At 51.5% G+C, this 25,889-nt stretch carries 26 protein-coding genes; 17 read left to right on the forward strand and 9 right to left on the reverse strand.

The annotated features are described in order from the left end of the window. The first annotated feature begins 55 nt into the window (after window positions 1-55). Window positions 56-1,504, forward strand: a complete 1,449-nt coding sequence (locus FH871_RS16980) for a Gfo/Idh/MocA family protein (RefSeq protein WP_138992610.1) — start codon at window positions 56-58, stop codon at window positions 1,502-1,504. A gap of 71 nt (window positions 1,505-1,575) precedes the next feature. Here the strand turns inward: FH871_RS16980 and FH871_RS16985 are convergent, their stop codons facing one another. The 3 genes from FH871_RS16985 to galK form a co-directional block, all read right to left on the reverse strand. Then, on the reverse strand, window positions 1,576-2,028 hold the full coding sequence (locus FH871_RS16985) for a PIN domain-containing protein (RefSeq protein ID WP_138992611.1): 453 nt from the start codon (window positions 2,026-2,028) through the stop codon (window positions 1,576-1,578). Continuing rightward, entirely contained in the window at window positions 2,025-2,231 is a 207-nt protein-coding gene (locus FH871_RS16990; RefSeq protein ID WP_138992612.1) for a hypothetical protein, read from the reverse strand. The genes FH871_RS16985 and FH871_RS16990 overlap by 4 nt, the downstream gene beginning before the upstream one ends. 88 nt (window positions 2,232-2,319) lie before the next feature. After that, window positions 2,320-3,504: a galactokinase gene (galK, locus tag FH871_RS16995; protein WP_138992613.1), complete on the reverse strand. Its 1,185-nt coding sequence runs from the start codon at window positions 3,502-3,504 to the stop codon at window positions 2,320-2,322. Window positions 3,505-3,733: 229 nt separating this feature from the next. Between galK and FH871_RS17000 the strand changes: the two genes are divergently transcribed. Beyond that, the gene (locus FH871_RS17000) at window positions 3,734-5,275 is read left to right on the forward strand and encodes a YifB family Mg chelatase-like AAA ATPase (protein ID WP_138992614.1); all 1,542 of its coding nucleotides are present in this window, start codon (window positions 3,734-3,736) and stop codon (window positions 5,273-5,275) included. 4 nt (window positions 5,276-5,279) lie between these two features. On the opposite strand, the gene FH871_RS17005 is transcribed toward FH871_RS17000, so the two are convergent. Beyond that, on the reverse strand, window positions 5,280-6,410 hold the full coding sequence (locus tag FH871_RS17005; protein WP_138992615.1) for an ATP-binding protein: 1,131 nt from the start codon (window positions 6,408-6,410) through the stop codon (window positions 5,280-5,282). A gap of 88 nt (window positions 6,411-6,498) precedes the next feature. After that, on the reverse strand, window positions 6,499-7,584 hold the full coding sequence (locus FH871_RS17010) for a DNA replication/repair protein RecF (protein ID WP_138992616.1): 1,086 nt from the start codon (window positions 7,582-7,584) through the stop codon (window positions 6,499-6,501). A 169-nt stretch (window positions 7,585-7,753) separates the two neighbouring features. On the opposite strand from FH871_RS17010, the gene pdhA reads away from it, so the two are divergent. From pdhA to serS, 7 genes are all read left to right on the forward strand, one after another. Further along, window positions 7,754-8,812, forward strand: coding sequence for a pyruvate dehydrogenase (acetyl-transferring) E1 component subunit alpha (gene pdhA / locus FH871_RS17015; protein WP_138992617.1), 1,059 nt, complete (start codon window positions 7,754-7,756; stop codon window positions 8,810-8,812). Window positions 8,813-8,998: 186 nt separating this feature from the next. Next, window positions 8,999-9,700, forward strand: a complete 702-nt coding sequence (locus FH871_RS17020) for a tetratricopeptide repeat protein (RefSeq protein WP_138992618.1) — start codon at window positions 8,999-9,001, stop codon at window positions 9,698-9,700. Window positions 9,701-9,900: 200 nt separating this feature from the next. After that, the gene (ribH, locus tag FH871_RS17025) at window positions 9,901-10,398 is read left to right on the forward strand and encodes a 6,7-dimethyl-8-ribityllumazine synthase (RefSeq protein WP_138992619.1); all 498 of its coding nucleotides are present in this window, start codon (window positions 9,901-9,903) and stop codon (window positions 10,396-10,398) included. A 112-nt stretch (window positions 10,399-10,510) separates the two neighbouring features. Then, window positions 10,511-11,845, forward strand: a complete 1,335-nt coding sequence (locus FH871_RS17030) for an aspartate kinase (RefSeq protein ID WP_138992620.1) — start codon at window positions 10,511-10,513, stop codon at window positions 11,843-11,845. A gap of 71 nt (window positions 11,846-11,916) precedes the next feature. Continuing rightward, window positions 11,917-12,060, forward strand: a complete 144-nt coding sequence (locus FH871_RS33165) for a hypothetical protein (protein WP_171062866.1) — start codon at window positions 11,917-11,919, stop codon at window positions 12,058-12,060. Between the two features lie 306 nt (window positions 12,061-12,366). Beyond that, the gene (locus FH871_RS34205) at window positions 12,367-12,621 is read left to right on the forward strand and encodes a HEPN domain-containing protein (RefSeq protein ID WP_138992621.1); all 255 of its coding nucleotides are present in this window, start codon (window positions 12,367-12,369) and stop codon (window positions 12,619-12,621) included. A gap of 1 nt (window position 12,622) precedes the next feature. Continuing rightward, window positions 12,623-13,894: a serine--tRNA ligase gene (serS, locus tag FH871_RS17040; RefSeq protein ID WP_138992622.1), complete on the forward strand. Its 1,272-nt coding sequence runs from the start codon at window positions 12,623-12,625 to the stop codon at window positions 13,892-13,894. A 41-nt stretch (window positions 13,895-13,935) separates the two neighbouring features. On the opposite strand, the gene surE is transcribed toward serS, so the two are convergent. Beyond that, on the reverse strand, window positions 13,936-14,673 hold the full coding sequence (surE, locus tag FH871_RS17045; RefSeq protein ID WP_138992623.1) for a 5'/3'-nucleotidase SurE: 738 nt from the start codon (window positions 14,671-14,673) through the stop codon (window positions 13,936-13,938). A gap of 76 nt (window positions 14,674-14,749) precedes the next feature. Here surE and FH871_RS17050 point away from each other — a divergent pair, with 76 nt between their 5' ends. After that, complete coding sequence (locus tag FH871_RS17050; RefSeq protein WP_138992624.1) at window positions 14,750-15,652, forward strand: diacylglycerol kinase family protein; 903 nt, start codon at window positions 14,750-14,752, stop codon at window positions 15,650-15,652. Window positions 15,653-15,676: 24 nt separating this feature from the next. On the opposite strand, the gene FH871_RS17055 is transcribed toward FH871_RS17050, so the two are convergent. After that, on the reverse strand, window positions 15,677-17,119 hold the full coding sequence (locus tag FH871_RS17055) for a TonB family protein (protein WP_138992625.1): 1,443 nt from the start codon (window positions 17,117-17,119) through the stop codon (window positions 15,677-15,679). Window positions 17,120-17,181: 62 nt separating this feature from the next. Next, complete coding sequence (locus FH871_RS17060; protein ID WP_138992626.1) at window positions 17,182-18,912, reverse strand: serine hydrolase; 1,731 nt, start codon at window positions 18,910-18,912, stop codon at window positions 17,182-17,184. A gap of 166 nt (window positions 18,913-19,078) precedes the next feature. On the opposite strand from FH871_RS17060, the gene FH871_RS17065 reads away from it, so the two are divergent. From FH871_RS17065 to FH871_RS33175, 5 genes are all read left to right on the forward strand, one after another. Continuing rightward, the gene (locus FH871_RS17065) at window positions 19,079-19,405 is read left to right on the forward strand and encodes a hypothetical protein (RefSeq protein ID WP_138992627.1); all 327 of its coding nucleotides are present in this window, start codon (window positions 19,079-19,081) and stop codon (window positions 19,403-19,405) included. Further along, the gene (locus tag FH871_RS17070; RefSeq protein WP_138992628.1) at window positions 19,402-20,073 is read left to right on the forward strand and encodes an ATP-binding cassette domain-containing protein; all 672 of its coding nucleotides are present in this window, start codon (window positions 19,402-19,404) and stop codon (window positions 20,071-20,073) included. Before FH871_RS17065 ends, FH871_RS17070 begins: the two co-directional genes overlap by 4 nt. Before the next feature lie 87 nt (window positions 20,074-20,160). Further along, window positions 20,161-20,928 (forward strand): YHYH protein, encoded by a 768-nt coding sequence (locus FH871_RS17075; protein WP_138992629.1) that lies wholly within the window; start codon window positions 20,161-20,163, stop codon window positions 20,926-20,928. Next, window positions 20,900-21,433, forward strand: coding sequence for a toxin-antitoxin system YwqK family antitoxin (locus FH871_RS33170; protein ID WP_171062867.1), 534 nt, complete (start codon window positions 20,900-20,902; stop codon window positions 21,431-21,433). Before FH871_RS17075 ends, FH871_RS33170 begins: the two co-directional genes overlap by 29 nt. A gap of 43 nt (window positions 21,434-21,476) precedes the next feature. Next, on the forward strand, window positions 21,477-22,109 hold the full coding sequence (locus tag FH871_RS33175) for an SCO family protein (RefSeq protein ID WP_171062868.1): 633 nt from the start codon (window positions 21,477-21,479) through the stop codon (window positions 22,107-22,109). Here FH871_RS33175 and FH871_RS17085 read toward each other — a convergent pair. Next, window positions 22,106-22,999, reverse strand: a complete 894-nt coding sequence (locus tag FH871_RS17085) for a porin family protein (protein WP_138992631.1) — start codon at window positions 22,997-22,999, stop codon at window positions 22,106-22,108. The genes FH871_RS33175 and FH871_RS17085 overlap by 4 nt on opposite strands. Window positions 23,000-23,037: 38 nt before the next feature. On the opposite strand from FH871_RS17085, the gene FH871_RS17090 reads away from it, so the two are divergent. Together FH871_RS17090 and FH871_RS17095 are read left to right on the forward strand one after the other, a co-directional pair. Further along, window positions 23,038-24,015 carry a gliding motility protein gene (locus FH871_RS17090; RefSeq protein WP_138992632.1) on the forward strand — a complete coding sequence of 326 codons (978 nt, stop codon included), beginning with the start codon at window positions 23,038-23,040 and terminating at the stop codon, window positions 24,013-24,015. Between the two features lie 39 nt (window positions 24,016-24,054). Then, window positions 24,055-25,869 carry an ABC transporter ATP-binding protein gene (locus FH871_RS17095; protein WP_138992633.1) on the forward strand — a complete coding sequence of 605 codons (1,815 nt, stop codon included), beginning with the start codon at window positions 24,055-24,057 and terminating at the stop codon, window positions 25,867-25,869. Window positions 25,870-25,889 lie beyond the last annotated feature (20 nt).

Genomic DNA, 25,889 nt, shown 5'->3' on the forward strand with positions numbered 1-25,889 from the left:
TAGCGCATTGACGTGCGTACAAGCCTGAATTTTCTTCTTTCTAAACCCTCTTTTTATGGAAGACAACCACTCTACTGCGGAAGATTCCGGTCGCCGGAATTTCCTGAAAACGTCGTCACTGGCGGCTACTTCTTTTCTCATCGTTCCCCGGCATGTCCTGGGAAAAGGCTTCATTGCCCCCAGCGATAAACTGAACATTGCCGGGATTGGCGTAGGCGGAAAGGGCAAAAGCGACCTGGCATCTTTTGCCAAAAGTCCTAACGTGAACATTGTTGCGCTCTGTGATGTGGATGACCGTCAGGCGGTTGACTCCCGCTCCAAATATCCGAAAGCGACGTATTACAAGGATTTCCGGGAAATGCTGTCGAAAGAACGCAAGAACATCGATGCCTGCTCCATTTCGACACCCGACAACACCCACGCTGTGGCCACGCTGGCCGCGATGCAGTTGGGCAAGCACGTGTATACCCAAAAACCGCTGACGCACGATATCTACGAATCCCGGATTCTGGGGCAGGCGGCTAAAAAATACAAGGTAATTACCCAGATGGGTAACCAGGGCGGTTCGGGCAACGGCGTCCGGCGGATGAAGGAAATCTACGATGCCGGCACGATTGGCGAGGTGCATAAAGTGCTGGCCTGGACCAACCGTCCGGTTTGGCCACAAGCCGTTCCAAGCGATCAAACCTACGAAATTCCGAAAGAACTGGACTTTGATCTGTGGCTGGGTCCCGCGAAGAAAGTGCCGTACAATCAGTCGTATTTGCCCTGGAACTGGCGGGGCTGGTGGCCGTATGGAACGGGTGCGCTGGGCGATATGGCCTGCCACATTCTGGACCCGGTTTTCCGGATTTTGCCGCTCGATTATCCCAATTCGGTGGAATGCAGCGTGGCCGGAACCTGGACGTTTACGCTTCGGGAACAGGATCACAACCCGGACTGGACCCCGTTCTCGTCGTCGATTCACCTGAATTATCCCCGGAAAGACAACAAAGGCGATATCAAATTAAGCTGGTATGACGGTGGCATTTTGCCCGAACTGCCGGAAGAACTCCAGCCGGGCGAAGCCTTCGGGAATTCCGACGGGGGCGTCTTGTTCATCGGGTCGAAAGGGAAACTGATGGCCGACTGCTACGGTGCGAATCCGCGACTGCTGCCTTTGAAAGCCAACGAAACGCTCAACATTCCGGAAACCATTGCCCGCGTGCCAAACGAAGATCACTATCTGCAATGGGTCGATGCCTGCATCGCCGGGTATGGCAAAGGCGTGACGAGTTCGCCGTTCGAATACGCTGCACCGTTTGCCGAAAGCATTCTGATCGGGAATCTGGCCCTGCGGAGCTGGATGCTGCGCGACAATCCGACGGCGAAACGATCGGCGGATCGGTATAATGGCCGGAAAAAACTGCTTTGGGATGCTGCCAACATGAAAATCACAAATTACGATCTGGCCAATCAGTACGTGAAGCGGGAGTATCGGGAAGGCTGGAGTCTGGTAGTGTAAGCCTTATGAAGAGCAGTATTAAGAATCGGTTATTGTAGGTAATCCTGATGTCAGCTTGGGAAAGAGCGTAATTAGTCTTCTTTCTCAGGCTGATTCAGCATCTGATACAACTCTTCCGTATTGAGAACCCGGTTAAAGCCCAATGCCTGCAAATGGGTGGTCAGTTTTTTATCTCCAGTCCAGAGCCATCCACCGGTCTGCAAGGTCAGAGCAACGTAACTGATATCGAAATGATCAATATTGGTTGTAAGGCGTTCCGCTTCTTGCCAATGGTGAGGCTCAATCAGGCTTTCATTATATAGTTTCAAATTACCAATGAGCATGGAGAGATCATCAATTACGTCCTCAAGCGGTTTTTTGGCGTATTTGACGATTTTTGGCTGGTGTTTGAATAGCTCGACTACTGCATAATGACAACTGACGCGTCGGAGCGAGAGAGAAGGATCCGTCAGAAGGCGTGCTATTCTGCCATTGGCTGAAATTAGGGCACTAAACAAAATATTCGCATCAACGGTAACAATCATGGAATGAAACGATGCTTGTTTTCTTTCCACCATTTCGTGTCCACTTCCCGCGCTAATTCTGTAGCTTGTTCTTCCGTTCCCTGGTTGCTGGCATTGGATTCCAGAAATCTAAAATAATTGACAAACTTCTGCACTTCCTCCATGTCGATTAAGGAACTGTTGAGTCGAATGACTATTTCATTATTTTGACGCTCAATGACCATAATTTTCTCTTTTTACAAAGATAACATTTTGAACGGAGTCCTTTTGCGTTCTTTGCCGCTGTCAGGGCCGCCGAAACCCTGACAGCGGTTATTGGCCAGCAGACCACTCAAGCACCGACGTCCCGTCCGTGATCCGCACCGGATAGCATTTCAATGCAATGTTGAAGGCTTCCTGATAAACTGTACTCATGCGGCTAATAAACGCATCGACAGCTTCGCGTTCGACGATGTTGATGGTGCAGCCGCCAAAACCGCCCCCCATCATCCGCGCGCCCAAAACCGCAGTGTCCTGCCGCGTTTGGTCAACCAGAAAATCCAGTTCCGGGCAACTGACTTCGTAGTCGTGCTGCAAACCGTCGTGGGTTTCGTACATCTTTTTTCCAAAAGCAGCCAGATCGTTTTGCAGTAAAAATTCGCAGGCTTCCCGGACGCGCTGAATCTCTTCGGTCACATACCGGCAGCGTTGGTAAACCTTGCCCGGCATTTCGTCGCGGTGGGCATCCACCAGTGCTGTCGTGGCGTCGCGCAGCAGGCGGATGTCGGGGTTGTAGTTTTGCAAAATGGCAACCCCGGTTTCGCATTCTTCCCGCCGGGTGTTGTATTCGCTGTCGCCTAAAGAATGTTTCACGCCCGAATCACACAAAATCAGGGCGTAATCGGTGGTCTGGAACGGGAAATATTCGTGGTGCAGCGATTGGCAATCCAGTTGAATCACCGACTGGTCGCGCCCAAACATGGACGCAAACTGATCCATGATGCCGCAATTGACCCCAACAAAGTGGTTTTCGGCCTTTTGGCTCAGTTTCACCATGTCGATGGTCGATAATCCTAAACCGTACAATTTATTCAACCCGAACGCCAGTCCGCATTCGAGCGCGGCCGACGATGATAAACCCGCCCCAGAAGGAATGTTTCCGCCAAAAACCAGGTCGAAACCGCCCGGCTGATGCCCGGCTTTCTGCAACTGATCGACCACGCCCATCAGGTAATTCGGCCAACCCAGCGGAGACTGCGTAAAATCGTCGAGCGAGAAGGAAAACGATTGACTGACATTTTCGGCGAAAATGCGCCCGGTTCGGTCATTTCGCCGGGAAATGGCGAAGATAATTTCTTTGTCGATACTGGCTGGTAGCACCAGGCCACCGTTGTAATCCGTGTGTTCGCCCAGCAGATTAATCCGTCCCGGACCGCGTACCAGCAACGCCGGTTGCCGGTTAAATTCTTTCCGAAAAACAGCCTCGATGTGGTGAATGTAAGGATGCTGAGCAATCATAGTATGAGCGTTAAGGGACTTTTCTAGTGACAGAGATTCCAATTCGGTTCCAAATTTTGCTGCCTTTTTACAGTTTACAAACAAGCCCGTGGGAAATCTGTCGATTCAGACAAAAAAACTTTGCTACGTCTTCGAACAGCAATGGCAAAGAAAGTCCCGGCTTTTCGGTGTCCTTTCGATCAGTTGCGCGTCTAAGCAGAGTAACGATCATAACCGAAATTCTGCTTTTATGCTGGCAAAAACCTTTGGAAGCGCCGTTCACGGTGTTGGTGCCACCATCATCACGATTGAAATCACGGTGGCACAGGGATTACACTTTTTCATGGTCGGTTTGCCCGACAGTGCCGTCAAAGAAAGCGAACAGCGGGTCGAATCGTCCCTGAAATATTTTGGCTACCGGATGCCCCGGCAAAAAGTCGTAGTTAATCTGGCCCCGGCCGACATCCGCAAGGAAGGCTCGTCCTACGATTTGCCGATCGGCCTCTGTGTGCTGCAGGCGTCGGAACAAATTACGCTGGTGCGCAATCTGGAAGACTACGTCATCATGGGCGAACTGTCGCTCGATGGCAAGTTGCGGCCCATCAAAGGCGTGTTGCCGATTGCGATTGAAGCCCGTAAACGCGGTTTTAAAGGCTTCGTTTTGCCCGCCGAGAACGCGCCGGAGGCTGCTATCGTGAATAATCTGGACATCATCGGAGTCGAAACCATGATGGATGCGGTGGAATACTTTGAGGGAAAGAAAGAAATACCACCACTGGTGACCGATACGAGAGAACTCTTTACCAATACCCAAAATGCCTACGACGCCGATTTCGCCCACGTTCAGGGGCAGGAAAACATCAAACGGGCGATGGAAATTGCGGCTGCCGGTGGTCATAATGTGATCATGATCGGTCCGCCGGGGGCCGGGAAAACCATGCTGGCGAAACGATTGCCCAGTATTTTGCCTCCTTTATCCTTACACGAAGCGCTGGAAACCACCAAGATTCACTCCGTAGCCGGGAAGCTCGGAAGCAGGGCCACGCTGATTGCCACGCGTCCGTTTCGATCACCGCACCACACCATCAGCGATGCGGCTCTGGTGGGTGGCGGCAGTTTTCCGCAGCCCGGTGAAATCTCGTTGTCGCACAACGGCGTTTTGTTTCTGGACGAATTGCCGGAGTTCAAGCGGACGGCGCTGGAAGTGATGCGTCAGCCGCTCGAAGAACGGAAAGTGAGCATTTCGCGCGCCAAATGGGCGGTGGAATTTCCGGCCAATTTTATGCTGATCGCCAGCATGAATCCGTGTCCGTGCGGCTATTACAACCATCCCGAAAAAGAGTGCGTTTGCGGACCGGGCGTCGTGCAGCGGTATTTGAATAAAATCAGCGGACCGTTGCTCGATCGCATCGATTTGCACGTGGAAGTGACGCCGGTTTCGTTCGACCAGATGACCGCCAACCGTCCGGCGGAAGGCAGTGCAACCATTCGGGAGCGGGTAATCCGGGCGCGGGAAATCCAGACGAAGCGGTTTGGTGAGCAATCCGGTATTTATTCCAATGCCATGATGCCGTCGCAGATGGTCAAGGAAATCTGTGTCATCAGCCCGGCGGGTTTGGCGTTGTTAAAAACCGCGATGGAACGGCTGGGCTTGTCGGCCCGCGCCTACGACCGGATTTTGAAAGTGTCGCGTACGATTGCGGATCTGGCGGGCACTGAACACATCGAGATCGAGCATTTGGCAGAGGCCATTCAATACCGGAGTCTGGATCGGGAGAATTGGGCGGGGTGATTGTCTACGCAGGCGGGTTCAATAAGAATTCCTCAACATTCTCGGGAGAAATAACCGATGTTCCTGACCCCGCATAGTTTTCGGTAAAGGTCTGAGGAAACCGCACTTTATCCCGTTTATTCCATTTGAATTCATAAGCTTCCAGACGTTCACCGTGGTCCTCGATCAGATCGATTTCCTGCTGTTGGGTTGTCCGCCAGAAATACTGAGTTGCATTTAAATCCTGATAATGCAGGTATTTCATACGTTCAGAGATCACGTAGTTTTCCCACAAAGCACCTACATCCGCTCTAGAATGGAGGGGTTTAAAATTGTTCAAAATGGCATTTCGTATACCACAATCATAGAAATAGACCTTCTTACCCTTTTTGATTTCGTTCCGTACATTTCGGTTGAGTGCCGGTAATCGAAAAACAACGTAGGTTTTTTCCAATAAATCAATGTATTTGTCGACGGTTTTATGATCACTGTCGATTGTTTGTCCGATCTCATGATAACTGATTTCACTTCCAACCTGTAAAGCAAGTGCTTTAAGCAGTTTTTCAAGAAGTAGCGGTTTTTTGATCTGTTCCAGCATTAATAAATCTTTATAGAGATAGCTGCTTGCCAGGAGTTTCAGCAATTCTGCTTCTTCTCCAACTTTGGTAACGATTTCGGGATAACAACCATAAATCAATCGGTTTTCGATCAGTCTTTTTTCATGAACCAGTCCATCGTGTTGAACCATTTCAGCAAAACTCAGCGGGTAAAGCATGAATTCATATTTGCGCCCGGTCAACGGCTCATTCACTTGGCTCGATAGCTCAAATGCGGAAGAACCGGTCGCAATCACCTGAACATTTTTGATCTGATCGGTGAATAATTTAATGGTGAGGCCAATGTTGGGAATCCGTTGAGCTTCGTCAATAAACAGGATGGGTTTGTTACCGACTACGGTTTTTAGTCGGGTAGCGGTGGTATTGGTTAATATTTCCCGGACGTCGGCATCATCTCCATTGAGGTATAAATGGTCCTTTTGCGCCAGCATTAGTTCAACAAGAGTAGATTTACCCGATTGACGGGGACCAAAGAGTGAAATAGCTTTTCCGCGAAAAAACCGCTGCTCTATCTTTTTCTGGATTATTCGCTCAATCATACTTTTTTGGGAATTGATTCCCCAAAATACATAATATCCTGGGAATTGAATCCCAAAATATCATAATATTCTGGGATTTGGCATTGATTTACTCCTCCGTCCGGAAATACGCGACATCGGCTTTCACGGACGTCAGCAGTTCACGCGTACGGTCGGGCCGGGCGTCGGTGATAAAAATCTGGCCGAAGGTGTGGTGTTCCATCAAGGTGATGAGCTTGTCGATCCGGCGGTCGTCTAGTTTATCGAAAATATCGTCCAGTAGCAGCATCGGTTTTACACCCTTTTCGGCCTGCAACTGTTCGAACTGTGCCAGTTTTAGGGCGATGACGAACGTCTTCTGCTGGCCTTGCGAACCGAATTTTTTCAAGGCCACGCCATTGGCTTCAAACACGTAATCGTCTTTGTGAACGCCCTTGTTGGTGCGCTGCAACTGGATATCCCGCTGGCGGTTTCGGCGGAAATCTTTCGGAAATTCCTCGTTTCCCACTTCTGATTCGTAAATGATATCGACGGCTTCGCGGGCTTCGCTCAGGTAGGCGTAATGTTTTTGAACGATGGGCAGAAAGTCGCCGATGAACTGTTTCCGGCGCTGGTAAATCCGTCCGGCCAGTTGCAAAAGCGGTTCATTGTAGGTTTCCAGCAACTCTTCATCCAGGTAATTTCGTTCGGCAAAAAGCTTTAAGGTTCCGTTTCGCTGTTTCAGAATCTGCTGGTAGAACAGGTAATCGCGCAGGTAGTCGGCATCCAATTGCGACAGAACACCGTCGAAAAAGTGCCGTCGTTCTTCGCTGTGTTCGCGCACCAGATCGGTGTCGTTGGGCGCCAGCATCACCACCGGAAACCGTCCGATGTGTTCACTGATGCGCTCATACGGTTTTTTGTCCGACAACAACACCTTCCGCTGTCCGCGTTGCAGGCTGCAGGTGATCTGCGTCGGTTTATCGTCGTGGCGGAAAATACCGTCGATGATGAAAAAATCGCTCTGGTGGTGAATGCTCAACGCATCCTGGTTGTGAAACGCACTCTTGCTCAGCGACAAAAAATAAACAGCGTCGAGCAGGTTGGTTTTCCCGCTTCCATTCGGTCCAACGATGCAATTAATCTGTTCGCTAAATGTAAAACTCCCTTCCTCGTAGTTTTTGAAGTTGGTCAGGTTGAGTTTTTCCAAATACATCGGTATGGTTGTTAGCAGGAATTGCGTATTTTCGCGGCATCGTGGTGGTAACAGCCGCGTGTTTAAGCAACAAAGATACAGGTCGTTTGTTACGTTAGGACCGGTTACCTGTATCGCACAACGATTTCCGTTTTATTCGGTTATCCTTTTTTTACGCCCAACGAACTCTATGGCAAGTGTAAAGGAAAAATCTAAGCCAGGCGACGCTTCGCCGGGCGACGCATCGCCAGCCGCTGCTAAAACCAAGCATCCGAAAGAACGCTACCTGTACTGGTATGAGTCGATGATGCTGCAACGTAAATTTGAAGAAAAAGCCGGTCAGCTCTACGGACAGCAGAAAATCCGGGGTTTCTGTCACCTTTACATTGGGCAGGAAGCCTGCTCTTCGGGGTCGTATTCAGCCCTGACCAAAGATGATAAATGGATTACGGCCTACCGCGACCACGGCATTCCGCTGGCGTTGGGTTCTGACCCGAAAGCCATCATGGCCGAATTATTTGGCAAACAAACCGGTTCGTCGAAAGGGAAAGGCGGTTCGATGCACATTTTCGATAAGTCGGTGAATTTCATGGGCGGCCACGGCATTGTGGGCGGCCAGATTCCGATGGGAGCCGGGATCGCTTTTGCCGAGAAATACAACAAAACCACCAACCTGTGCATGTGTTTCATGGGCGACGGCGCCGTTCGGCAAGGTTCGTTCCACGAAACGCTGAACATGGCCATGACGTGGAAACTGCCGGTTATTTTTGTGGTAGAAAACAACGGTTACGCGATGGGAACATCGGTGGCCCGTACGTCGAACGTAACGGATCTCTATACGCTGGGTGAAGCCTACGACATGCCGTCGGAACCCGTCGATGCGATGGATGTGGAAGCCGTTCACGAAGCCGTGAGCCGGGCTGCCGAGCGTGCCCGCAAAGGCGACGGTCCGACGTTCCTGGAATTCCGGACGTACCGGTATCGGGGGCACTCGATGTCTGATCCGCAGAAATACCGTACGAAAGACGAACTGGAGCAATACAAGCAACGGGACCCGATCGAGAACGTCCGGGCGACGATTCTGAGAGAGAAACTGGCGACCGAAGAGGATCTGGCAGCCATCGATCAGAAAATCAAAGGCATCGTGGACGAGTCGGTGAAATTTGCCGAAGAATCGCCCTATCCGGGACCGGAAGAGGCTTTCCGCGACGTCTACATGCAGAAAGATTATCCGTTTATCATGGAATAATCAGAAGAAGCGTACCCGTAGAAAGGGAAGAAGGGAGGAAAGAAACGGTTGTCGGCTGGTCTCTTTCTCGCCATCTTCCCTTTTTCATGTCGATTGTTCGGCCTTTGGGAGCAAAACTTTGCCTTTCTTCTTTCTATTATCCAGAGATTTACTAAATTTGCAGTCCGAAATTTTGGATAATTATAAATGAGTAAGACACAAACAAACTCCAAAATGGAGTTTCTGGAAGATCCCGCTGCTCTGGCGGGTTCGTTAGGGAAGGCGGAGTTGTTTTTTGAAAAAAACCAGAAGCTGATTCTGGGTCTGCTGGGCGGTATTGTCCTGGTGGTGGCCGGTTTTATCGGTTATCGCTACTGGGTGAGCAGCCAGGACCAGGAAGCCCAAACGGCCGTGTTCCCGTCGGTTTACGAATGGGAGGCCGATTCCCTGAAAAAATCATTGAATGGTAACGGCGCTAACGAAGGTCTGGTCGCCATTTCCGAAGAATATAGTGCTACCCCTACCGGTAACGTCGCCAGTTTCCGCGCTGGAGTCGCTTTCCTGAAATTAGGCCAGTACGATCAGGCCATTGAAAAACTGAAAAGTTTTAAATCGTCGGATTTGCTGGTGCAAGCCCGTGCCTACGCCCTGATTGGTGACGCCAACATGGAAAAGAAAGCCTACGGCGATGCCATCGAGTATTATAAAAAAGCGGCTGATTATAAGCCCAATCCCTATTTTACACCTGCTTACCTGATGAAGCTGGCACTGGCCTACGAGCAAAACAAGCAAAGCCAGGATGCGATTGATACGTATAGTTCGATTATCGACAAATACCCTACCTCTTCGGAAGCGGCAAACGCCAAGAAGTATAAATCGGTGTTGGAAAGCACGGTCGGTGAGTCGTAAGCAGCGTTAATTCAACCATTGCGAAAGGACAAAGCCGACCGGGTTTTGTCCTTTTTTTTGACCAGGATTTAGCTGATTAGAATGATTAACTATGATTCTTTTTAATCAATCGTCTTACTAATCCGGGCAACGACAATCGTATCCCATCCACTTACTGAAATCATAGTTAATCCTTTTAATCAGTTAAATCCTGGTTCAGAATGGCATCCGAATTAAAGAACTTAAGTGTTTTTTCAACCGATCACCTGCCCGACATCAGCCATCGCCAGTTTGCCATCGTGGTGGCGGAGTGGAATGCTGAAGTAACCGAAGCCCTGTTTTCGGGCGCTTACCAGACTTTGCTCAACTACGGCGCGAAAGCCGAAAACATCGTCCGGGGTAACGTTCCGGGGAGTTTCGAGCTGAGTTTGGGTGCGCAATGGTTTGCCCAACGCACGGAAATCGATGCGGTTATTGCCTTAGGCTGTGTGATTCAGGGCGAAACGAAGCACAACGATTACATCAACCACGCCGTGGCGCAGGGGTTGACGAACGTTGGGCTGCAAACCGGAAAACCGGTCATCTTCGGTGTGCTGACGCCAAACAACCAGCAGCAGGCCCTCGACCGCGCAGGCGGTGTTCACGGCAACAAAGGCGACGAAGCCGCCATGACCGCCATCAAAATGTTAGGATTACAGCAACAAGTGTATAGTTTATAATCATCTAATTCTGAATGAGTGAATGATAGAGTGAGTGAATAGCTCTGCCAATACCTGCTTCTCGCGAAGCTATTCACTCATTCTATCATTCGCTCATTCACTCATTAAACCCATGCAAGTCTGGAAATTTGGCGGAACGTCCGTTGGCAAGCCCGAACGGATGCACTCGATTCGCAACCTGATTACCTCCGATGATCAGCAAAAAATCATCGTCCTGTCGGCCTTGTCCGGCACCACCAACGCCCTGTTGTCCATTGGCGAATCCCTGAAATCGGATCAGCCGGGCGAAGCGGCCGAGAAAATCGAGCACCTGAAGGCGCATTACGATTCGTTCGTTCGCGACTTGTACAAGACCAGCGAGGGATTGACGAAGGGACAGAAAATCATCGAAAACGAATTTTCGTTCATTCGGTCGCTGACGCGCATCAAGCCGTTTACGCTGAAACAGGAAAAAGAACTGGTGGCCGAAGGCGAGTTGCTGAGCACGCAAATCTTTCAGGCGTATCTGGAAGAACTGGAACACGACTCCATTCTGCTGCCCGCGCTGGAGTTTATGCGAATCGACGCCGACGGCGAACCGGAACTGGACTATACGGAACGCAAACTGCGGGAATTACTGCGGGCGCACGGTGATAAAAAACTCATTGTGACGCAGGGGTTCATCTGCCGCAATCCGCGCGGTGAAGTCGATAACCTGAAACGGGGCGGTTCGGACTACACGGCTTCGCTGATTGGCGGGGCCATCCGCGCCGACGAAATCCAGATCTGGACCGACATTGACGGCATGCACAACAACGACCCCCGAATTGTCAAGAAAACCTTCCCGATCCGGGCATTGACGTTTGAAGAAGCCGCTGAATTGGCCTATTTTGGGGCAAAAATCCTGCACCCGTCCACCATTACGCCGGCCAAGATGTTTGGCGTTCCGGTTCGGTTGAAAAACACGATGGACCCGACGGCGGAAGGAACGCTGATTGCCAACAAAACGTCCGATCAGGTGTTCAAGGCTATTGCGGCCAAAGACAGCATTACGGCTCTGTACATTCATTCGTTGCGGATGCTGAATGCCTACGGTTTTCTGCGCCGGATTTTTGAAGTGTTTGAAAAATACAAAACGCCGGTCGATCTGATTGCCACTTCGGAAGTATCGGTTTCGGTAACGATTGACAAAACCGACAACCTGACGGAGCTGATGGCCGAGTTGCGGACGTTCTGCGAACTGGAAGAACCGGATTACGACCAGGCGATTATCTGTATTGTCGGTAATTTCAGCGCCGATCAGGCCGGTATTGCCTTACAGGTTCTGAAAGCGATGGAAGGCATTCCGATCCGGATGATTTCGTACGGCGGAACGGAACACAACATCTCGCTGCTGGTTCACGGCCGTTACAAAGCCGAAGCCCTGAATGCGCTGAACGAAGGACTTTTTGAACTGAAAGAAGCCTGAAAAAACGGAAGACCTGACCGGTTTTAAAACCGGTCAGGTCGGGCTAATTTTATACCCAAACCGTTACGGCCATGAACCGCCTTACCAACAAAGCATTTCTGCAAAAGGTCAAGGAATCGGTGCATTCGATTGACCCACAGGCTGATGTCTATCTGTTCGGTTCACGGGCGCGGGGGGGCATCGCAAGGATTCAGATTGGGATTTTCTGGTGTTGACTGAGAAAAAATTAGACCAGCAATTGGAATATGCGATCTGGGATACGTTTACAGAACTGGAATTATCGTCTGAGCAGATTATAAATCCCGTGGTTCAAGAAAAGCAGGAGTGGATAAAACACCCTTTTTCTCCTTTCTATTGGAACGTTCTTACTGATGGTAAACTCCAATATGAATAATTATAAGGAGGAAGAGATTAAGTATAGATTATCCCGTTCAACTGAATCTTTGCAAGATGCACTGGCCCTGATTGCTATTGAAAGCTGGAAAGGTGCCGCAAACCGTCTTTATTAGGCGGCTTACTATGTGGTAGTAGCACTCATGGTAAAACATGAAATTAAGATTACTTCCCATGATGGTGCAAAACATATGCTCGGCCTGCATTTTGTGAAAACTGGTCGGCTAGACGTCCGATTTAGTAAGATTTACGGTCACCTATTTAATACAAGTCAAAGTGGCGATTATGGCAATTTTATCTATCATTCGTCAGAAAAGATTTTGCCATTACTAGACGAAACCGAACAATTCATTGCTGCCGTCCGGCAGTTAGTAGCTGAATAACATGCTTTTACTTCCATTCATCCGCGACAATAAAGAAGCCACCCTGGCGGGGCTGAAAAAGAAACGGTTTGCCAATGCAGAAACCGCCGTCGAGCAGGTGCTGGCGTTCGATCAGCAACGGCGCGATGCCCAAAAAGAACTGGAAGACGTCCTGGCCCGCTCCAACGCCAAAGCCAAGGAAATCGGGGCTTTGATGAAAGCCGGTCAAAAAGCCGAAGCAGAGGCCGCCAAAGTCGAAACCGCCGAACTCAAAACGCGCTCGAAAGAACTGGAAGAAAGCCTGAAAATTGCCGAACAGCAGTTGCAGGAGGTTTTGGTGACTTTGCCGAACCTGCCCCACAGCAGCGTTCCGGAAGGCCGTACGCCCGAGGACAACGAGGTGGTTCTGGCGCATGGCGACATCCCGGTTTTGCATGAAGGCGCGTTGCCGCACTGGGAACTGATCAAAAAGTACGAGATCATCGACTTTGAACTGGGCAATAAAATCACCGGCGCCGGTTTTCCGGTGTATCGGGGAAAAGGCGCGCGGATTCAGCGGGCGATGATCAATTTCTTTCTGGACGAAGCCCTGAAAGCCGGGTATTTCGAGATCCAACCGCCGATTTTGATCAACGAAGACTCCGGTTTTGGTACGGGGCAATTGCCCGACAAAGAAGGACAGATGTATTTTGCGACGGAAGATAAACTGTATTTGATTCCAACGGCGGAAGTACCTATCACTAATTTATACCGTGACGTCATTTTATCGGACGATCAATTGCCGGTCAAGAACGTTGGGCACACGCCATGCTTCCGGCGCGAAGCCGGTTCCTGGGGCGCACACGTCCGGGGTTTGAACCGGTTGCACCAGTTTGATAAAGTAGAGATTGTGCAAATCCGCAAACCGGAAGAATCGTATCAGGCACTGGAAGAAATGAGTCTGCACGTCCAGATGTTGTTGCAGAAACTGGAACTGCCCTACCGCGTCCTGCGGCTTTGCGGGGGCGATATGGGTTTTACATCCGCGCTGACTTACGACATGGAAGTGTGGTCGGCGGCTCAGCAACGCTGGCTGGAAGTGAGTTCCGTATCCAATTTTGAAACCTATCAGTCCAACCGCCTGAAACTCCGCTCACGTGTTGAGGGGAAAACCCAGCTGCTGCATACCCTGAACGGTTCTGCCCTGGCATTGCCCCGGATTCTGGCGGCCATTCTGGAAAATAACCAGACGCCGGAAGGTGTTCGGATTCCGAAGGTGCTGGTGCCGTACTGCGGCTTTGACATGATCAACTAGAAGCTTAGCTTCCGGCCAGCCGGAAGCTAAGCTTGCTTTTTCTAGACAATAGCGGGTTGCTCCAGTGCTTTCTGGAGTACTTTTTCGTCGGTTAAATCGAGCCGCAAGGGCGTGATGGACACGTAGCCCTGATCGATTGCCCAGCGGTCGGTTCCTTCTTCGGCTGGTTCCAACGGACTTACCGTGAACCAGTAATGTTTACGGCCCATCGGGTCGATACCGGGTACAATTGTTCCATCGTATAGCCGAACCGACTGCCGGGTCCACCGGATTTCGGTCGGCTGCTGGGGGAAGTTGACGTTGTAGAGCGACAACTCCGTATCTTTTAGTAACAACTCCAGTGTTTTGGCCACAAACGGTTCCAGGGCCTTGAAGTCCGGTTCGGTCTTGCCGACCGGCGTACTGAAGGCAATTCCCTTGATGCCGAGCAAAACCGCCTGCTTGGCAGCCGCCAGCGTTCCCGAATGCCACATGGAGTTACCCAGATTTGGCCCCATGTTGATCCCCGACAACACCACATCAGTATGCCCCCACAAGTGCGTTCCCAGTGCTACACAATCGGCGGGTGTGCCGTTGACGCGGTAGGCGTCGATGCCTTCAAACTTAATGGGTGACGTTTTATAGGAAAGCGGCCGGGAATGGGTGACCGCATGGCCCATCGACGATTGTTCTACATCGGGAGCGACAACCCGAACTTCCCCGAACCGGGAGGCTATCTGAGCCAGGGCGGCAATGCCCGGGCTGTAAATGCCGTCATCGTTGGTGATTAAAATTCTCATGGCAGTACCATTTTTGTCTTCTTATTCCAACAGAAAAACCGTTCGGGATGTTTAATAGATCATTCGAACGGACTTTATGAAAATCGCTCAGCTCTTACATAATCCCGGTGCCGGTGATGAGGAACATTCCCGGAAAGAACTCGTGGCACTCATTGAATCGGAAGGGTTTATTTGCCGGTATGCTTCGACGAAAAAAAATGACTGGAAAGAATTGAAATCCGACGTCGATTTTCTGGTCGTTGCGGGGGGAGACGGTACCGTGCGGAAGGTGGCCAAACATCTTTTGAACCGGAAGCTAATCGAAAAACCGCTGCCGGTTGCCCTGTTGCCCAGCGGAACGGCCAATAACATTGCCAGAACATTGAACATCCCGGCTGACGATCCACAGCCAGTTGTCCAAAGCTGGCGCACGGATCAGCGGAAGAGGTTCGATGTCGGGCTGGTGGAAGGCTTACCGAAAAAACCGTTTTTTCTGGAGGGAATCGGGTACGGCGTTTTTCCCCAACTGATGAAGGAAATGAAGGATCATCCGGTCAATTCGTCCGATTCGCCGGAAGATAAACTCCGTACAGCACTGGAAGTCCTCGCGGATATGATTCAGTCTTACAAAGTCCAATCGTGCCGGATCGAAGTGGATGGCGTCGATTATTCGGGCGAATACCTGCTGGTGGAGGTGATGAACATTCGTTCCATTGGTCCCAATCTGGTGCTGGCCCCGACCGCCGATCCCGGCGATGGACTGTTCGAGGTGGTGCTGGTTTCGGAAAGCCAGCGCGACGGACTGCTGACCTACGTGCAGAACCGACTTCAGGGTGTCGAAGGCGACTATTGGGGAACGGTTTTGAAAGGAAAATCCATCCACATGCAGTGGGAAGGCGTCGAAATGCACCTGGATGACCAATTGATCAAATCCAAAAAGCCACGGGCGTTGCAATTGACGCTGAGCGAAGGACTTCTTTCTTTTTTAGGAGCTGGCTAACCCCATCATCCCACCCATAATGTCTTATTCAAGAGCAAAATTGATCGGTAAGTTGTATTTGACCCGTACCCGCCGACCCCGGATGGACCCCGGTTTCCATTTGCCGTTGGAAGCTTTCACGACCCGTAACGCTTCCTTGTCGACGGTCGAATGGACACTTTTGATGACATCGTAATTGCAAAGGCTACCGTCTTCGCAGACTACAAAACTGACAAAAACCTTGCCCTGGATGTTGGCTCTGGCAGCATATTCCGGGTAATGCAGGTTGGTAGATAAAAACCGCCCTAAACCAGATAGTCCGCCGTCAAATTCGGGGTCTTGCATGGGGTCCTGATAGGCTACCGAATCCTGCCCGTAATAAGCCACGCCGGAAACGCACTTTCCGCCCTGATACGACTCTCGGTAAGCCGGTTTTCCATCGGCATATTGACCTTGCCAGATGCCTTCTTTCCGCGTCTCTTTGACAGAACCGGTTTCGGTAATCCACTGCTTATCCTGTCTGGATACAAAACTTGCCTTCCCGTTGCCGTTCTGTACCACTTGGTTTCCTGCCATATCCCACTGACTCAACAACTGGTAATCGTCACCCATCATCGCTACTATCTTTAGTTCAGTTACCTGCCGGAGCATCCCGTTCGGATACCATACCCATTCACGGGTTTGATCTTTCGCCGGATATTCCGTAACCCGTTTCACCATCCCGTTTGGATAATAATGAGCCGATTCTCCCACGTGCTGACCCATTGCATATTGTTCGCGGGCCAGCAGGGTTCCATCCGGGTAAAATGAATAAACCGTGCCGTCGAGTTGGAGGAGTATATCTTTGATTACCAGACGGTACCCATTGATGGAGTCCGGTAAAGCCGGGTCGTCTTCATTCGTGAAGGTATGCGGTTTTCTTTCGAACGTATTTTCGAGTGCCTGTTGCCATTTCGCGCCTTCCAGTTTAGAAAAAACCGGATTGCCATTGGGAATCCCCATCGTATCGACAGGTGTCACAAGCCGAAAGAGAGCCTGGGATTCATCACCGGTTTGCTCGCCGTCGTTTGTATAGTAAGCGGTTCTGGCTCCGGGCTCGCTTTTTGCCAGACTGGGCGCAAACCGAACCGGATACGTAAACTGCTGCCGAACCGGCTGGCCGGCCTTCAACGCCGGTTTCCAGGCTTTGAACAGACTCAGAACCCGAATGGCCTCGCGGTCGCAATCGGGGCGGAGGCTGCGGAGCGTTTTTACTTCCGAAACCGTTCCATTGGGCTCAACTACCCCCGACAGAATGACAATCCCTTTGGTGCGGCTCACTTCGGCCGAATACGGCATTCGCCGGTTAACCTCGATAAACTTTTCCAGCAGTGGTATGCCGCCAATAGGCCGGGCGGCCGAATCGACTTCAAACTCTTTGTAAGCAGTCTGGGCGCGAACCGCCAACGACGTTGATAGCAAAAGCAAGGTGTAGAAGCAACGTTTCATAGGTGGATATGGAAATTTTGGTATCTAAGTTATAAAAAATACTACTAATTCCCTTTTATCATCTATTTACCCGTCATGGGTGGTTTTCCGGTGCCAAAATCATCGGGCAGTCGCTGGAGCCACAGATTGCGAACCCGCCCGTTCGACATCCGGATGCCCACAATCTGCTCCGCCGGGTTGCGAACCACATCGATGGTCTGCACATACCACCAGGGAACCTGCAAACGATCCCTGGACACTACGTTGATGGATACTTCCCCGTGGTGGACATGCTTTAGTTTTAGCGTATCGTGTTCCTGAATGATGGAATAAATGGTTTCCAGTTCCGGGCTGTAATACTGGCCGACGAGTTGTTTCTTCTGCTCCACCGAAATTTCAAATGGTTTGACCCGTTTTCCCGGATGATTGCCATTCTGGATAAGCGTGATTTGGCTCACTTTTCCGGTTTGCGGGCGATGAAAGATTACTTTGGCATCCACGACTTTTAGAAAGAACGTGGTGTCGGACGATGGAAACATCTCCACCTGGCCCTGCCCCGTAGCCTGCGTGAAATACCGGTTGCCCTCCCGCTTGAACGACAGGATAAAACCGGGTGCTTCGGAAAGTTCATACTCACCGGCATAGGTATCGAAGAGCGCGGGGTCGATGGCATGCACATTGGCGGGAGTCGGAGCCGTCGGGGCTTTCACGACCTTGTCCGCTTTCAACTGCGAAGCCAGGTAAATATCGGCCAGTTCGAAGGCTTTTTTGGCCGGATCAAACTCGGCTTGGTTGCTCAACACGATAAAACCGTAGTCTTCTTTCGGAAAATAGCACAGAAAGGACCGAAAACCGGCGTCGCTGCCACCGTGATTGAGGTGCGACAATCCTTTGTGCTTGCCATGCAGGAGCGCAAAAGCATAGGGCAGGGTGTCGCCTTTGGTAAGCCGCCCCCGTTCCAGCATCTGTGTCATGGTGGCCTGATTGCCGACGACGGGTGAGCGGAAATTATCAATCCAGCGCGCCAGATCGTTTACCGTCGTGAATAAACTGGTAGCACCCGCGTTGGCGTAACTTAGCACACTTTTTTTGTAGGCATTGGGGCCGTCGCCTTTCGAAAACGAATACGCCCGGCCTTTGACAATCCGTTCGTGATCGTCGTAAAACAAGGTGTTTTTCATGCCCAGCGGTTTGAACACCCGTGCTTGCATCCACTCCCGAAACGGCTGTTTCGTTACGCGGGCGATGATTTCACCCAGTAATGTATACCCCGTATTGCAATAGGTATAGGCAGAACCCGGCTCAAAATTCAGTTCCTGCTGCCGTTTGACGAGGTTGAAGACCTGTTCTTTGGTAATGACATCGTCCAGTTGCCAACCCGCCATCGCCAGCAGATTCCACTGGTCGCGCAAGCCGCTGGTGTGGTGAATGAGGTGCCGGATGGTTATTTTTTTGCCAAAGTCGGGCACTTCCGGCAGGTAGTTATGAATGTCATCGTCCAGCGATAGTTTGCCTTCCTGCGCCAGCAGCACAATCCCGAAGGCCGTAAACTGTTTCGACAAAGAAGCCACATGGAAAATGGTTTCCGGGCCAATCGGCGCCCCGGTTTCCACGTCGGCTTCACCAAATCCTTTGGCATAAATCAGCTTGCCCTGATGCACCACCCCGACGGCGGCTCCGGGGCTACCGGTTTTTTTCCATTCCCGGAAAAGTGAATCGGCCCGGGCCGTCAATTTGGGCGATTGTGCCAGGGTGAATGAACCGGAAAGAACGAGCAGGATCAAAGAGGAAAGGAGTTGGAGGTGCGGCTTCATAGGCTTACGGTTTTCGGCAAATTAAGCATTTGGTTTGGCAAAAAACAGAGGGCATACACGGTATTTAAACGCCGTTCATCCGGCCTTTTTTTAGGCGCTGTTAAAGTTTGTTAAGGCATTTCGAGAGGTCATGGAATTCCGCTATTTTGCCCAAAATCAGCTTCCTATGCGCCTTTTGAAATTACAGGCCATTTTTCTTTTTTACCGAACGTTCCGGGTATTCAGCAACGCCGTAACCGTGGGATTGATCGGAGTGAGTCTGATACGAATAAGGGATTACTTTCCGCTTTTTCTGGTTTATTTTCTCTGGTTCAAGCTGCTCTCCGAGGTGGCAGTCTGGTATCTGGTGCGGAAAAATCAGCAACCGCGATTCTGGTTTTACCACAACCTGGGTTTGTCAGAAACCGTCTTGTTCGCTGGGGCATTTGCAATCGATCTGCTGATCGCCTTTCTGCTGATCGGTCTGGCGTATCAACTCATGCGCTTTTTATGAACCGCCAACCCTCTGTCTTGGAAGCCGACGGAATCTGGCTGCAATTGGGCGGTCGAAAAATTCTCCAGAGCGTGTACATCAAACTGCAAACCGGGCACCTGACGGGTTTGCTGGGCCGCAACGGAAGCGGCAAATCCTGCCTGCTGAAAAGCATCATGGGCCTGATGCCGACCGAAACCCGGTCGGTGCGGATCGATGGCCACTATCTTGACAAACCGTATCAGCGGCCTGATTTGATTCGCTATTTGCCCCAGCATTCGTTCGTTCCGCCCTCGTTGACCATCCGGGCGGCTTTCGACTGGTACGGCGTGAAAATGGATGACATCGCCGGAGACTATCCAAAAATTGCTGCCCTGAAAAACCAGCGGATGGGCCGTTTGTCGGGGGGCGAAAAGCGGCTGGCGGAGATTTTGCTGGTTCTGAAATCCGATACGGCTTTTGTGTTGCTGGATGAACCCTTCTCACACCTGATGCCGGTTCAGATTGAGCAGTTGCACGCGACGATCCGGCAGGAATCCCAGCGCAAAGGCATTCTTCTGTCCGATCATCTCTATCGCTCCGTGCTGGATCTCAGCGATTCCGTCTACTTTCTTAATACCGGCGGGCGAACCGTTCGGCTGGAGGCTCCGGAACAGGAGTTGAAAGACCGGGGCTATCTGAGCTCGTGAATGCTCGTCAGTAAAAAAGTTTTGCCGGGAAAATGTGCTTTTAGCGGTTCCGCGCGTCTAAAGAAAAAGCCTTCCGCAAACTGACCGATGAGAAGAAAAATCCTGGCCGTCTTCCTGACCGGCCTGACCCTGTTGACCGCTGCCGGAATCACCGTTTCCTGCATGAATGATCCTGACCCCGAATCGGAAATCATTTTGACGGACGTGCCGGAAGTGTACAAAAAAATCTACGGCGCCACCAGGATCACACGTTCCGGCGATTACGTAACGATCGAAACAACGGGCGTTCCCGACCATAAAAGCCCGTATTTTCAGAATACCCGCTGGGCTATGGCGCAATACGAAGCCTATACCGGGACCAATCCCGCCTGGAAGCAGAATCCGAACAAAATCGTGTCCTTTAGTTATTCCTTCCGGCTGCCGGTTTCGCCGAAAGAAGCGACCACCAAATCGGCGACGGCGGGCGGCCCCATTGGCGTTTCGCTCAACGGTGTTCCGTTCTTCAATCAATATGCCGCCATGCAGGCCTCGCTTACGGATGAAATCAACAGCTTCGATCAGTATAACGGCCACCCCGCCCAGGCTGGGGATTACCATTACCACGCCGAACCGACTTTCCTGACCGCCAACAAAGGCAAAGAAGCTTTGTTAGGGTTTCTGCTCGACGGTTTTCCGGTCTACGGGCCCGTTGAAAATGGCAAAACCGTTACAAACAGCGATCTGGATAAATACCACGGCCATTCACACGCGACAGCGGATTATCCGAAAGGCATATACCATTACCACATCACGGCCACCGATCCCTACATCAACGGCAACGACTATTATGGGACGCCGGGGACATATACCAAATAACCGGTTTGTGCTGCTGGCGGTTGCCCTCCTGGGACTGGCTTCGTGCGCGGATTTGACCAACCAGAACCAGTTGGTTATGAACCGCGATGCGGCTACGGTATCTGTGAAAAACGGGCGGTATTACCTGAATGAAAAACCGTTTACCGGCCAGTTCTACCAACTGAACGAGTGGGCGGATACGATTTTTCTTGGTACCTACCGGAATGGACTGGAACACGGCATTCAGAAAACCTGGTATGCAAAAGGGCGGTTGCGGGAGGTCCGGCTTTTTAACCAGGGCGAAAAAGAGGGCCGGCATATCGGCTATTGGGAAAATGGGAATAAGCGGTTTAACTACCTGTTTGAACAGGGTTTATGGAGCGGTGTTCAGCACGAATGGCACGCCAACGGGCGGCTGTTCAAACAATCACAGTATCAGGCGGGCCACGAACAGGGGCTGCAACGGGTTTGGGATACAGACGGCACACTCATTGCGAATTATGAAGCCCGAAAGGGCCGAAACTAAGGGAATATTGGCCGCAAAAACTGCCAGTCGAGTTGGCAGAACGATGCGGTTCGGGTGGCTGCTGAGTAGCCTGTGGCTGGCGGGTTGTTCAAAACCGGAGGGCGTTCCGTATTACCACACGGCTGATTTTACGCCCATCTGGACAACGGATCAAAACCAGATCGACACGCTACACACGGTTTTTCCTTTCCGGCTGACGGACCAGTTTGGCGATACGATCACGGAACAAACCGTTGCGAACACGGTTTATCTGACCAATTTTTTCTTCACGGCCTGCCCTTCCATTTGTCCGAAAATGATGGAAACCGTGCGCGTCGTCTATGATCACTACCGGGGCAATCCGGCGGTGCAATTCCTGTCGCACAGCGTGACGCCCGAACGAGATAGCGTTCCCGTTTTGAAGCGATATGCCGAACGAAAAGGCATCGAAGGGCATCAGTGGCATTTATTAACCGGTAAACGAAAATCGATCAATACCGTAGCCCGTCTGAGTTATTTTGTGGAGAAAGAGCAGGGTTTTCTCGCCGATTCTACGCGGTTTTTACACTCCGAAAATCTGATTCTGGTCGATCAGCAGGGGCACCTCCGCGGACTCTACAACGGCACGCTGGCGGTGGAAGCCGACCGCATCATTCAGGACATCGACTGGCTGCTGAACGAAAACCGGAACCGCTAGAATTTCAGCCCCAGATCCAGCGAAACAACGTGGTTTTTTGAAACCAGATCGCGCGCCCGGGCGACATCCGTCAAACCCCGCTGGTAGCTAACCCCCATGATCAACGCCTGACTCTGGTTCAGCCGATACTGAATGCCCGTTCCGAGCAACAGGCTAAGACTGCCCCGGCTGTACTGACGGCTGTAGTTACCACCATCTTCGGCATTCTGAAACAGGGCGTTGTGCACAGAATCGAGCGGTTTCTCGGCCAGTTTGATGTTGATCAAACCGCCGGTCTGAATGTAGAAACGGGCGTTGGGAAACAGGTTGTTGGCGTACATTTTAACCGCCAGGGGCAATTGGATATACTGCAAATTATAGGAAGACTGCTGAAGTTTGGCACCAGGGTCCCACACTGTCTGCCCGAATTGCCCCGGAATCCGATACCCCGACCGGTGAATCGTATACCAGATGCCGGAACTGAGTGAATACCGGTCTTTAAAAAAGAAATAATCGATGCTGGGACCGATGCTCATGCGCAGGGCGGCCCCATTGTCACGGAACCCTGCATACGAATTGAAGCCTTCGGCGGTATTGAGCGTTACCGACGGCGCTACACGAAAACTCATTTCAATCAACTTTTGCGGGGGCGCGTAGTCGATATCGTCTTCCTGAATCCGGCGAAATACCTTCTCTGTTTCGCGACTGGGGCGGTTTTGGGTGTTGGTCCGGCGGTTACTTTTCCGGGGTGCCGGTTGCCCCCAGCCATCGTCGTCGGCTGTTTTGTTCGATTTACTGGGTTCCTGCACCGTCACCCGTCCCTGACTGTGGGCGTTCCTTGCCAAGCCCAAAAGCAGGACGACTACCGCAATCATCTGCCCGGAACACCGGTATGAACCCAACTTTTTCATAAATTTGTATGTTTCCAAGAGAACGCCCATTAGGAAGGATGAAGATTTCACCCGTTGTTTTTTGCTTAGTAAGTATACTCATTTTCAATGCGTGTTCCAAAACCGAGGAACTGGTAACGATTGAACGGCCGGAACAGACGCTTTTTGGCTCCCGAAAGCCGGAAGCCATCCGCGCATGGCTGGACGATCACAAAGATATTGCTCAAGTCTATTTCGGAACCACCACCTTCGGCAAGGATACGGCTCTGGTAAACGAATTGCTCAAACGAGTTAACGATAAGGAGCTTGACGTATTGTATAAGCAGGTTAATGCGGAGTTTGGAACGCTCGGCGACGTGCAGGATCAACTGTCGGAAGCCTTCAACCGGATGCACGAAAACTTCCCGGATTTCAGGCCGCCGAGGGTCGTCACGATGGTCTCCGGTTTCATGGGGCCGGATCTGATCATCAGCGACTCGCTGGTGGTAATTGGATTGGATTATTTTGCGGGACCCGAGGCCAAATACCGCCCCAAAGGATTACCGGCCTATATTTTACGGCGGTATCAGAAAGCATTCATTGTGCCAACCGTCCTCTTTGCGCTGTCGGAACGGTTTAACAAGACCAATCAGCAGGACCAGACGTTACTGGCCGACATGGTTTATTACGGGAAAAGCTACGTGTTCACGAAAACCATGCTGCCCTCCACGCCCGACAGCCTCATCATCGGTTACACCGACCAGCAACTGACGCAGACTAACAACGTTCAGGAGGACATCTGGGCCTATTTCATCGACGCCCAGTTGCTCTACGAAGTGAGTCCGGCCATCAAAAACCGGTACCTGAGCGAACGGCCTTTTACGGCCGAAATCAGCTCGAAAAGTCCCGGAGCGATTGGCCGCTGGCTGGGCTGGCGGATTGTCAGGAAATATTATGACGAAAAAGAACCCGGTATTAAAGCGCTGATGGACAACGCGAACGCCCGGCAGATTTTTGAGCAATCCGGCTACAAAGGATTCAAAGACGACAAGGAGTAAAATAAAATAATCGGTTCGCCGACTTTACAGGAAAAAAGAATGGCAAAGAGAGGAAGGGGTTCTGAAGAGAACGAAGAAGATAAAAAAGTGAAGGTAAACCGGGATGCACTGAAAAAATCGTTGCGGCTGTTCCGGTTTATCAAACCGTATAAGGGGTATTTCATCACGGGACTGGTATTCCTGTTGCTGTCGTCGGCCACGACGCTGGTGTTCCCGAAACTGCTGGGCGATATCCTGAAAGTAGTCGAAAACAAGCTGTCGGCAGGTTCACTCAACGAGTTGACGCTGCTTTTATTCGGGTTGCTGGTAATTCAGTCGGCGTTTTCGTTTGCGCGGGTGTATTTATTCGCGCAGGTCAGCGAACGGTCGATGGCCGATGTCCGGCGGGCGGTTTACAAGAAAATTGTGACGTTGCCGATTTTCTTCTTCGAACAACGGCGCGTCGGCGAACTGACCAGCCGCATTTCGTCGGACGTTACCCAGTTGCAGGACGTGTTATCGACCACGCTGGCCGAGTTTCTCCGCCAGATCATTACGCTGCTGGCTGGGGTAGCCCTGATTTCCTTTACTTCCCTGAAACTGACCGGATTCATGCTGGCCACGGTGCCGGTGGTAATCGTGGCGGCTATTTTCTTCGGTAAATTCATTCGCAAACTGTCGCGGAAAGCGCAGGACGAACTGGCCCAGGCCAACGTTGTGGTGGAAGAAACGTTGCAGTCGGTCAGCGTGGTGAAAGCCTTCACGAACGAACCGTATGAAGTCCGGCGCTATTCGACGGCGCTCGATAAAGTGGTGCAGAACTCGCTTCGGGTGGCGAACTACCGGGGCGGTTTTGTGTCATTCATCGTTTTTGCGCTCTTTGGCGGCATTGTCGGCGTGGTCTGGTACGGTGCCCAACTGATGCTGGCGGGCGAACTGACGTTTGCGCAACTGGTAACGTTTGTGATTTATACGATGTACATCGGCGGGGCCGTTGGCGGTTTGGGCGATCTGTACGCCCAGATTCAGCGAACGATTGGAGCTTCGGAACGGATTCTGGATATTTTGGAAGAGACTTCCGAAGTGGAACTGCCCGAGACGGAACCGGCTCAACTGGCGATCCCGTTGCAGGGCGACATCCGGTTTCGCAACATTCATTTCTCGTATCCGTCGCGCCCCGACGTCGAAGTGCTGAAAGGCGTTTCGCTGGAGGTTCCGGCGGGGCATAAAATTGCGCTGGTGGGCCAGAGCGGGGCCGGTAAATCGACGATTGTGCAGTTGCTGTTGCGGTATTATGCCACGACGGGTGGCTCGATCACCATCGACGGACGACCCATTCAGGACATCGACATCCGGTATTTGCGCCAGAATATTGCCGTGGTTCCGCAGGAAGTGATTCTGTTTGGCGGCACGATTCTCGAAAATATCTCGTACGGAAAACCGGGTGCGACCGACGCCGAGGTGATGGAAGCCGCCCGAAAAGCCAATGCGCTGGACTTTATCGAATCGTTTCCCGAGAAATTCCAGACGATTGTGGGCGAACGGGGCGTTAAACTGTCGGGTGGACAGCGGCAGCGGATTGCCATTGCCCGCGCCATTCTGAAAGATCCGGCGATTCTGATTCTGGACGAAGCCACCAGTTCGCTCGATGCCGAGTCGGAACGGCTGGTGCAGGAAGCGCTGGATGTGCTGATGCAAAACCGCACGACCGTTATCATTGCGCACCGGCTGGCAACCATTCGGAAGGTGGACACCATCTACGTAATTCGCGAAGGGCAGATCACCGAAACGGGCACGCACGACGAACTGAGCACCCTGGAAGACGGTTTGTACGCGAATTTGGTTAAATTACAGTTTGAAACAACGGATAATTAACGAGCCACACCGGCTTTTTA

It is taken from the genome of Larkinella sp. C7 (assembly GCF_006149005.1).
Taxonomy (GTDB): domain Bacteria; phylum Bacteroidota; class Bacteroidia; order Cytophagales; family Spirosomataceae; genus Larkinella.

What these genes read in the sequence shown, in the direction of transcription:
- FH871_RS16980 (WP_138992610.1), top strand. Translation starts at nt 56, where the DNA reads ATGGAAGACAACCACTCTACTGCGGAAGATTCCGGTCGCCGGAATTTC.
- FH871_RS16985 (WP_138992611.1), bottom strand. Translation starts at nt 2,028, where the DNA reads ATGATTGTTACCGTTGATGCGAATATTTTGTTTAGTGCCCTAATTTCA.
- FH871_RS16990 (WP_138992612.1), bottom strand. Translation starts at nt 2,231, where the DNA reads ATGGTCATTGAGCGTCAAAATAATGAAATAGTCATTCGACTCAACAGT.
- galK (WP_138992613.1), bottom strand. Translation starts at nt 3,504, where the DNA reads ATGATTGCTCAGCATCCTTACATTCACCACATCGAGGCTGTTTTTCGG.
- FH871_RS17000 (WP_138992614.1), top strand. Translation starts at nt 3,734, where the DNA reads ATGCTGGCAAAAACCTTTGGAAGCGCCGTTCACGGTGTTGGTGCCACC.
- FH871_RS17005 (WP_138992615.1), bottom strand. Translation starts at nt 6,410, where the DNA reads ATGATTGAGCGAATAATCCAGAAAAAGATAGAGCAGCGGTTTTTTCGC.
- FH871_RS17010 (WP_138992616.1), bottom strand. Translation starts at nt 7,584, where the DNA reads ATGTATTTGGAAAAACTCAACCTGACCAACTTCAAAAACTACGAGGAA.
- pdhA (WP_138992617.1), top strand. Translation starts at nt 7,754, where the DNA reads ATGGCAAGTGTAAAGGAAAAATCTAAGCCAGGCGACGCTTCGCCGGGC.
- FH871_RS17020 (WP_138992618.1), top strand. Translation starts at nt 8,999, where the DNA reads ATGAGTAAGACACAAACAAACTCCAAAATGGAGTTTCTGGAAGATCCC.
- ribH (WP_138992619.1), top strand. Translation starts at nt 9,901, where the DNA reads ATGGCATCCGAATTAAAGAACTTAAGTGTTTTTTCAACCGATCACCTG.
- FH871_RS17030 (WP_138992620.1), top strand. Translation starts at nt 10,511, where the DNA reads ATGCAAGTCTGGAAATTTGGCGGAACGTCCGTTGGCAAGCCCGAACGG.
- FH871_RS33165 (WP_171062866.1), top strand. Translation starts at nt 11,917, where the DNA reads ATGAACCGCCTTACCAACAAAGCATTTCTGCAAAAGGTCAAGGAATCG.
- serS (WP_138992622.1), top strand. Translation starts at nt 12,623, where the DNA reads ATGCTTTTACTTCCATTCATCCGCGACAATAAAGAAGCCACCCTGGCG.
- surE (WP_138992623.1), bottom strand. Translation starts at nt 14,673, where the DNA reads ATGAGAATTTTAATCACCAACGATGACGGCATTTACAGCCCGGGCATT.
- FH871_RS17050 (WP_138992624.1), top strand. Translation starts at nt 14,750, where the DNA reads ATGAAAATCGCTCAGCTCTTACATAATCCCGGTGCCGGTGATGAGGAA.
- FH871_RS17055 (WP_138992625.1), bottom strand. Translation starts at nt 17,119, where the DNA reads ATGAAACGTTGCTTCTACACCTTGCTTTTGCTATCAACGTCGTTGGCG.
- FH871_RS17060 (WP_138992626.1), bottom strand. Translation starts at nt 18,912, where the DNA reads ATGAAGCCGCACCTCCAACTCCTTTCCTCTTTGATCCTGCTCGTTCTT.
- FH871_RS17065 (WP_138992627.1), top strand. Translation starts at nt 19,079, where the DNA reads ATGCGCCTTTTGAAATTACAGGCCATTTTTCTTTTTTACCGAACGTTC.
- FH871_RS17070 (WP_138992628.1), top strand. Translation starts at nt 19,402, where the DNA reads ATGAACCGCCAACCCTCTGTCTTGGAAGCCGACGGAATCTGGCTGCAA.
- FH871_RS17075 (WP_138992629.1), top strand. Translation starts at nt 20,161, where the DNA reads ATGAGAAGAAAAATCCTGGCCGTCTTCCTGACCGGCCTGACCCTGTTG.
- FH871_RS33170 (WP_171062867.1), top strand. Translation starts at nt 20,900, where the DNA reads ATGGGACGCCGGGGACATATACCAAATAACCGGTTTGTGCTGCTGGCG.
- FH871_RS33175 (WP_171062868.1), top strand. Translation starts at nt 21,477, where the DNA reads ATGCGGTTCGGGTGGCTGCTGAGTAGCCTGTGGCTGGCGGGTTGTTCA.
- FH871_RS17085 (WP_138992631.1), bottom strand. Translation starts at nt 22,999, where the DNA reads ATGAAAAAGTTGGGTTCATACCGGTGTTCCGGGCAGATGATTGCGGTA.
- FH871_RS17090 (WP_138992632.1), top strand. Translation starts at nt 23,038, where the DNA reads ATGAAGATTTCACCCGTTGTTTTTTGCTTAGTAAGTATACTCATTTTC.
- FH871_RS17095 (WP_138992633.1), top strand. Translation starts at nt 24,055, where the DNA reads ATGGCAAAGAGAGGAAGGGGTTCTGAAGAGAACGAAGAAGATAAAAAA.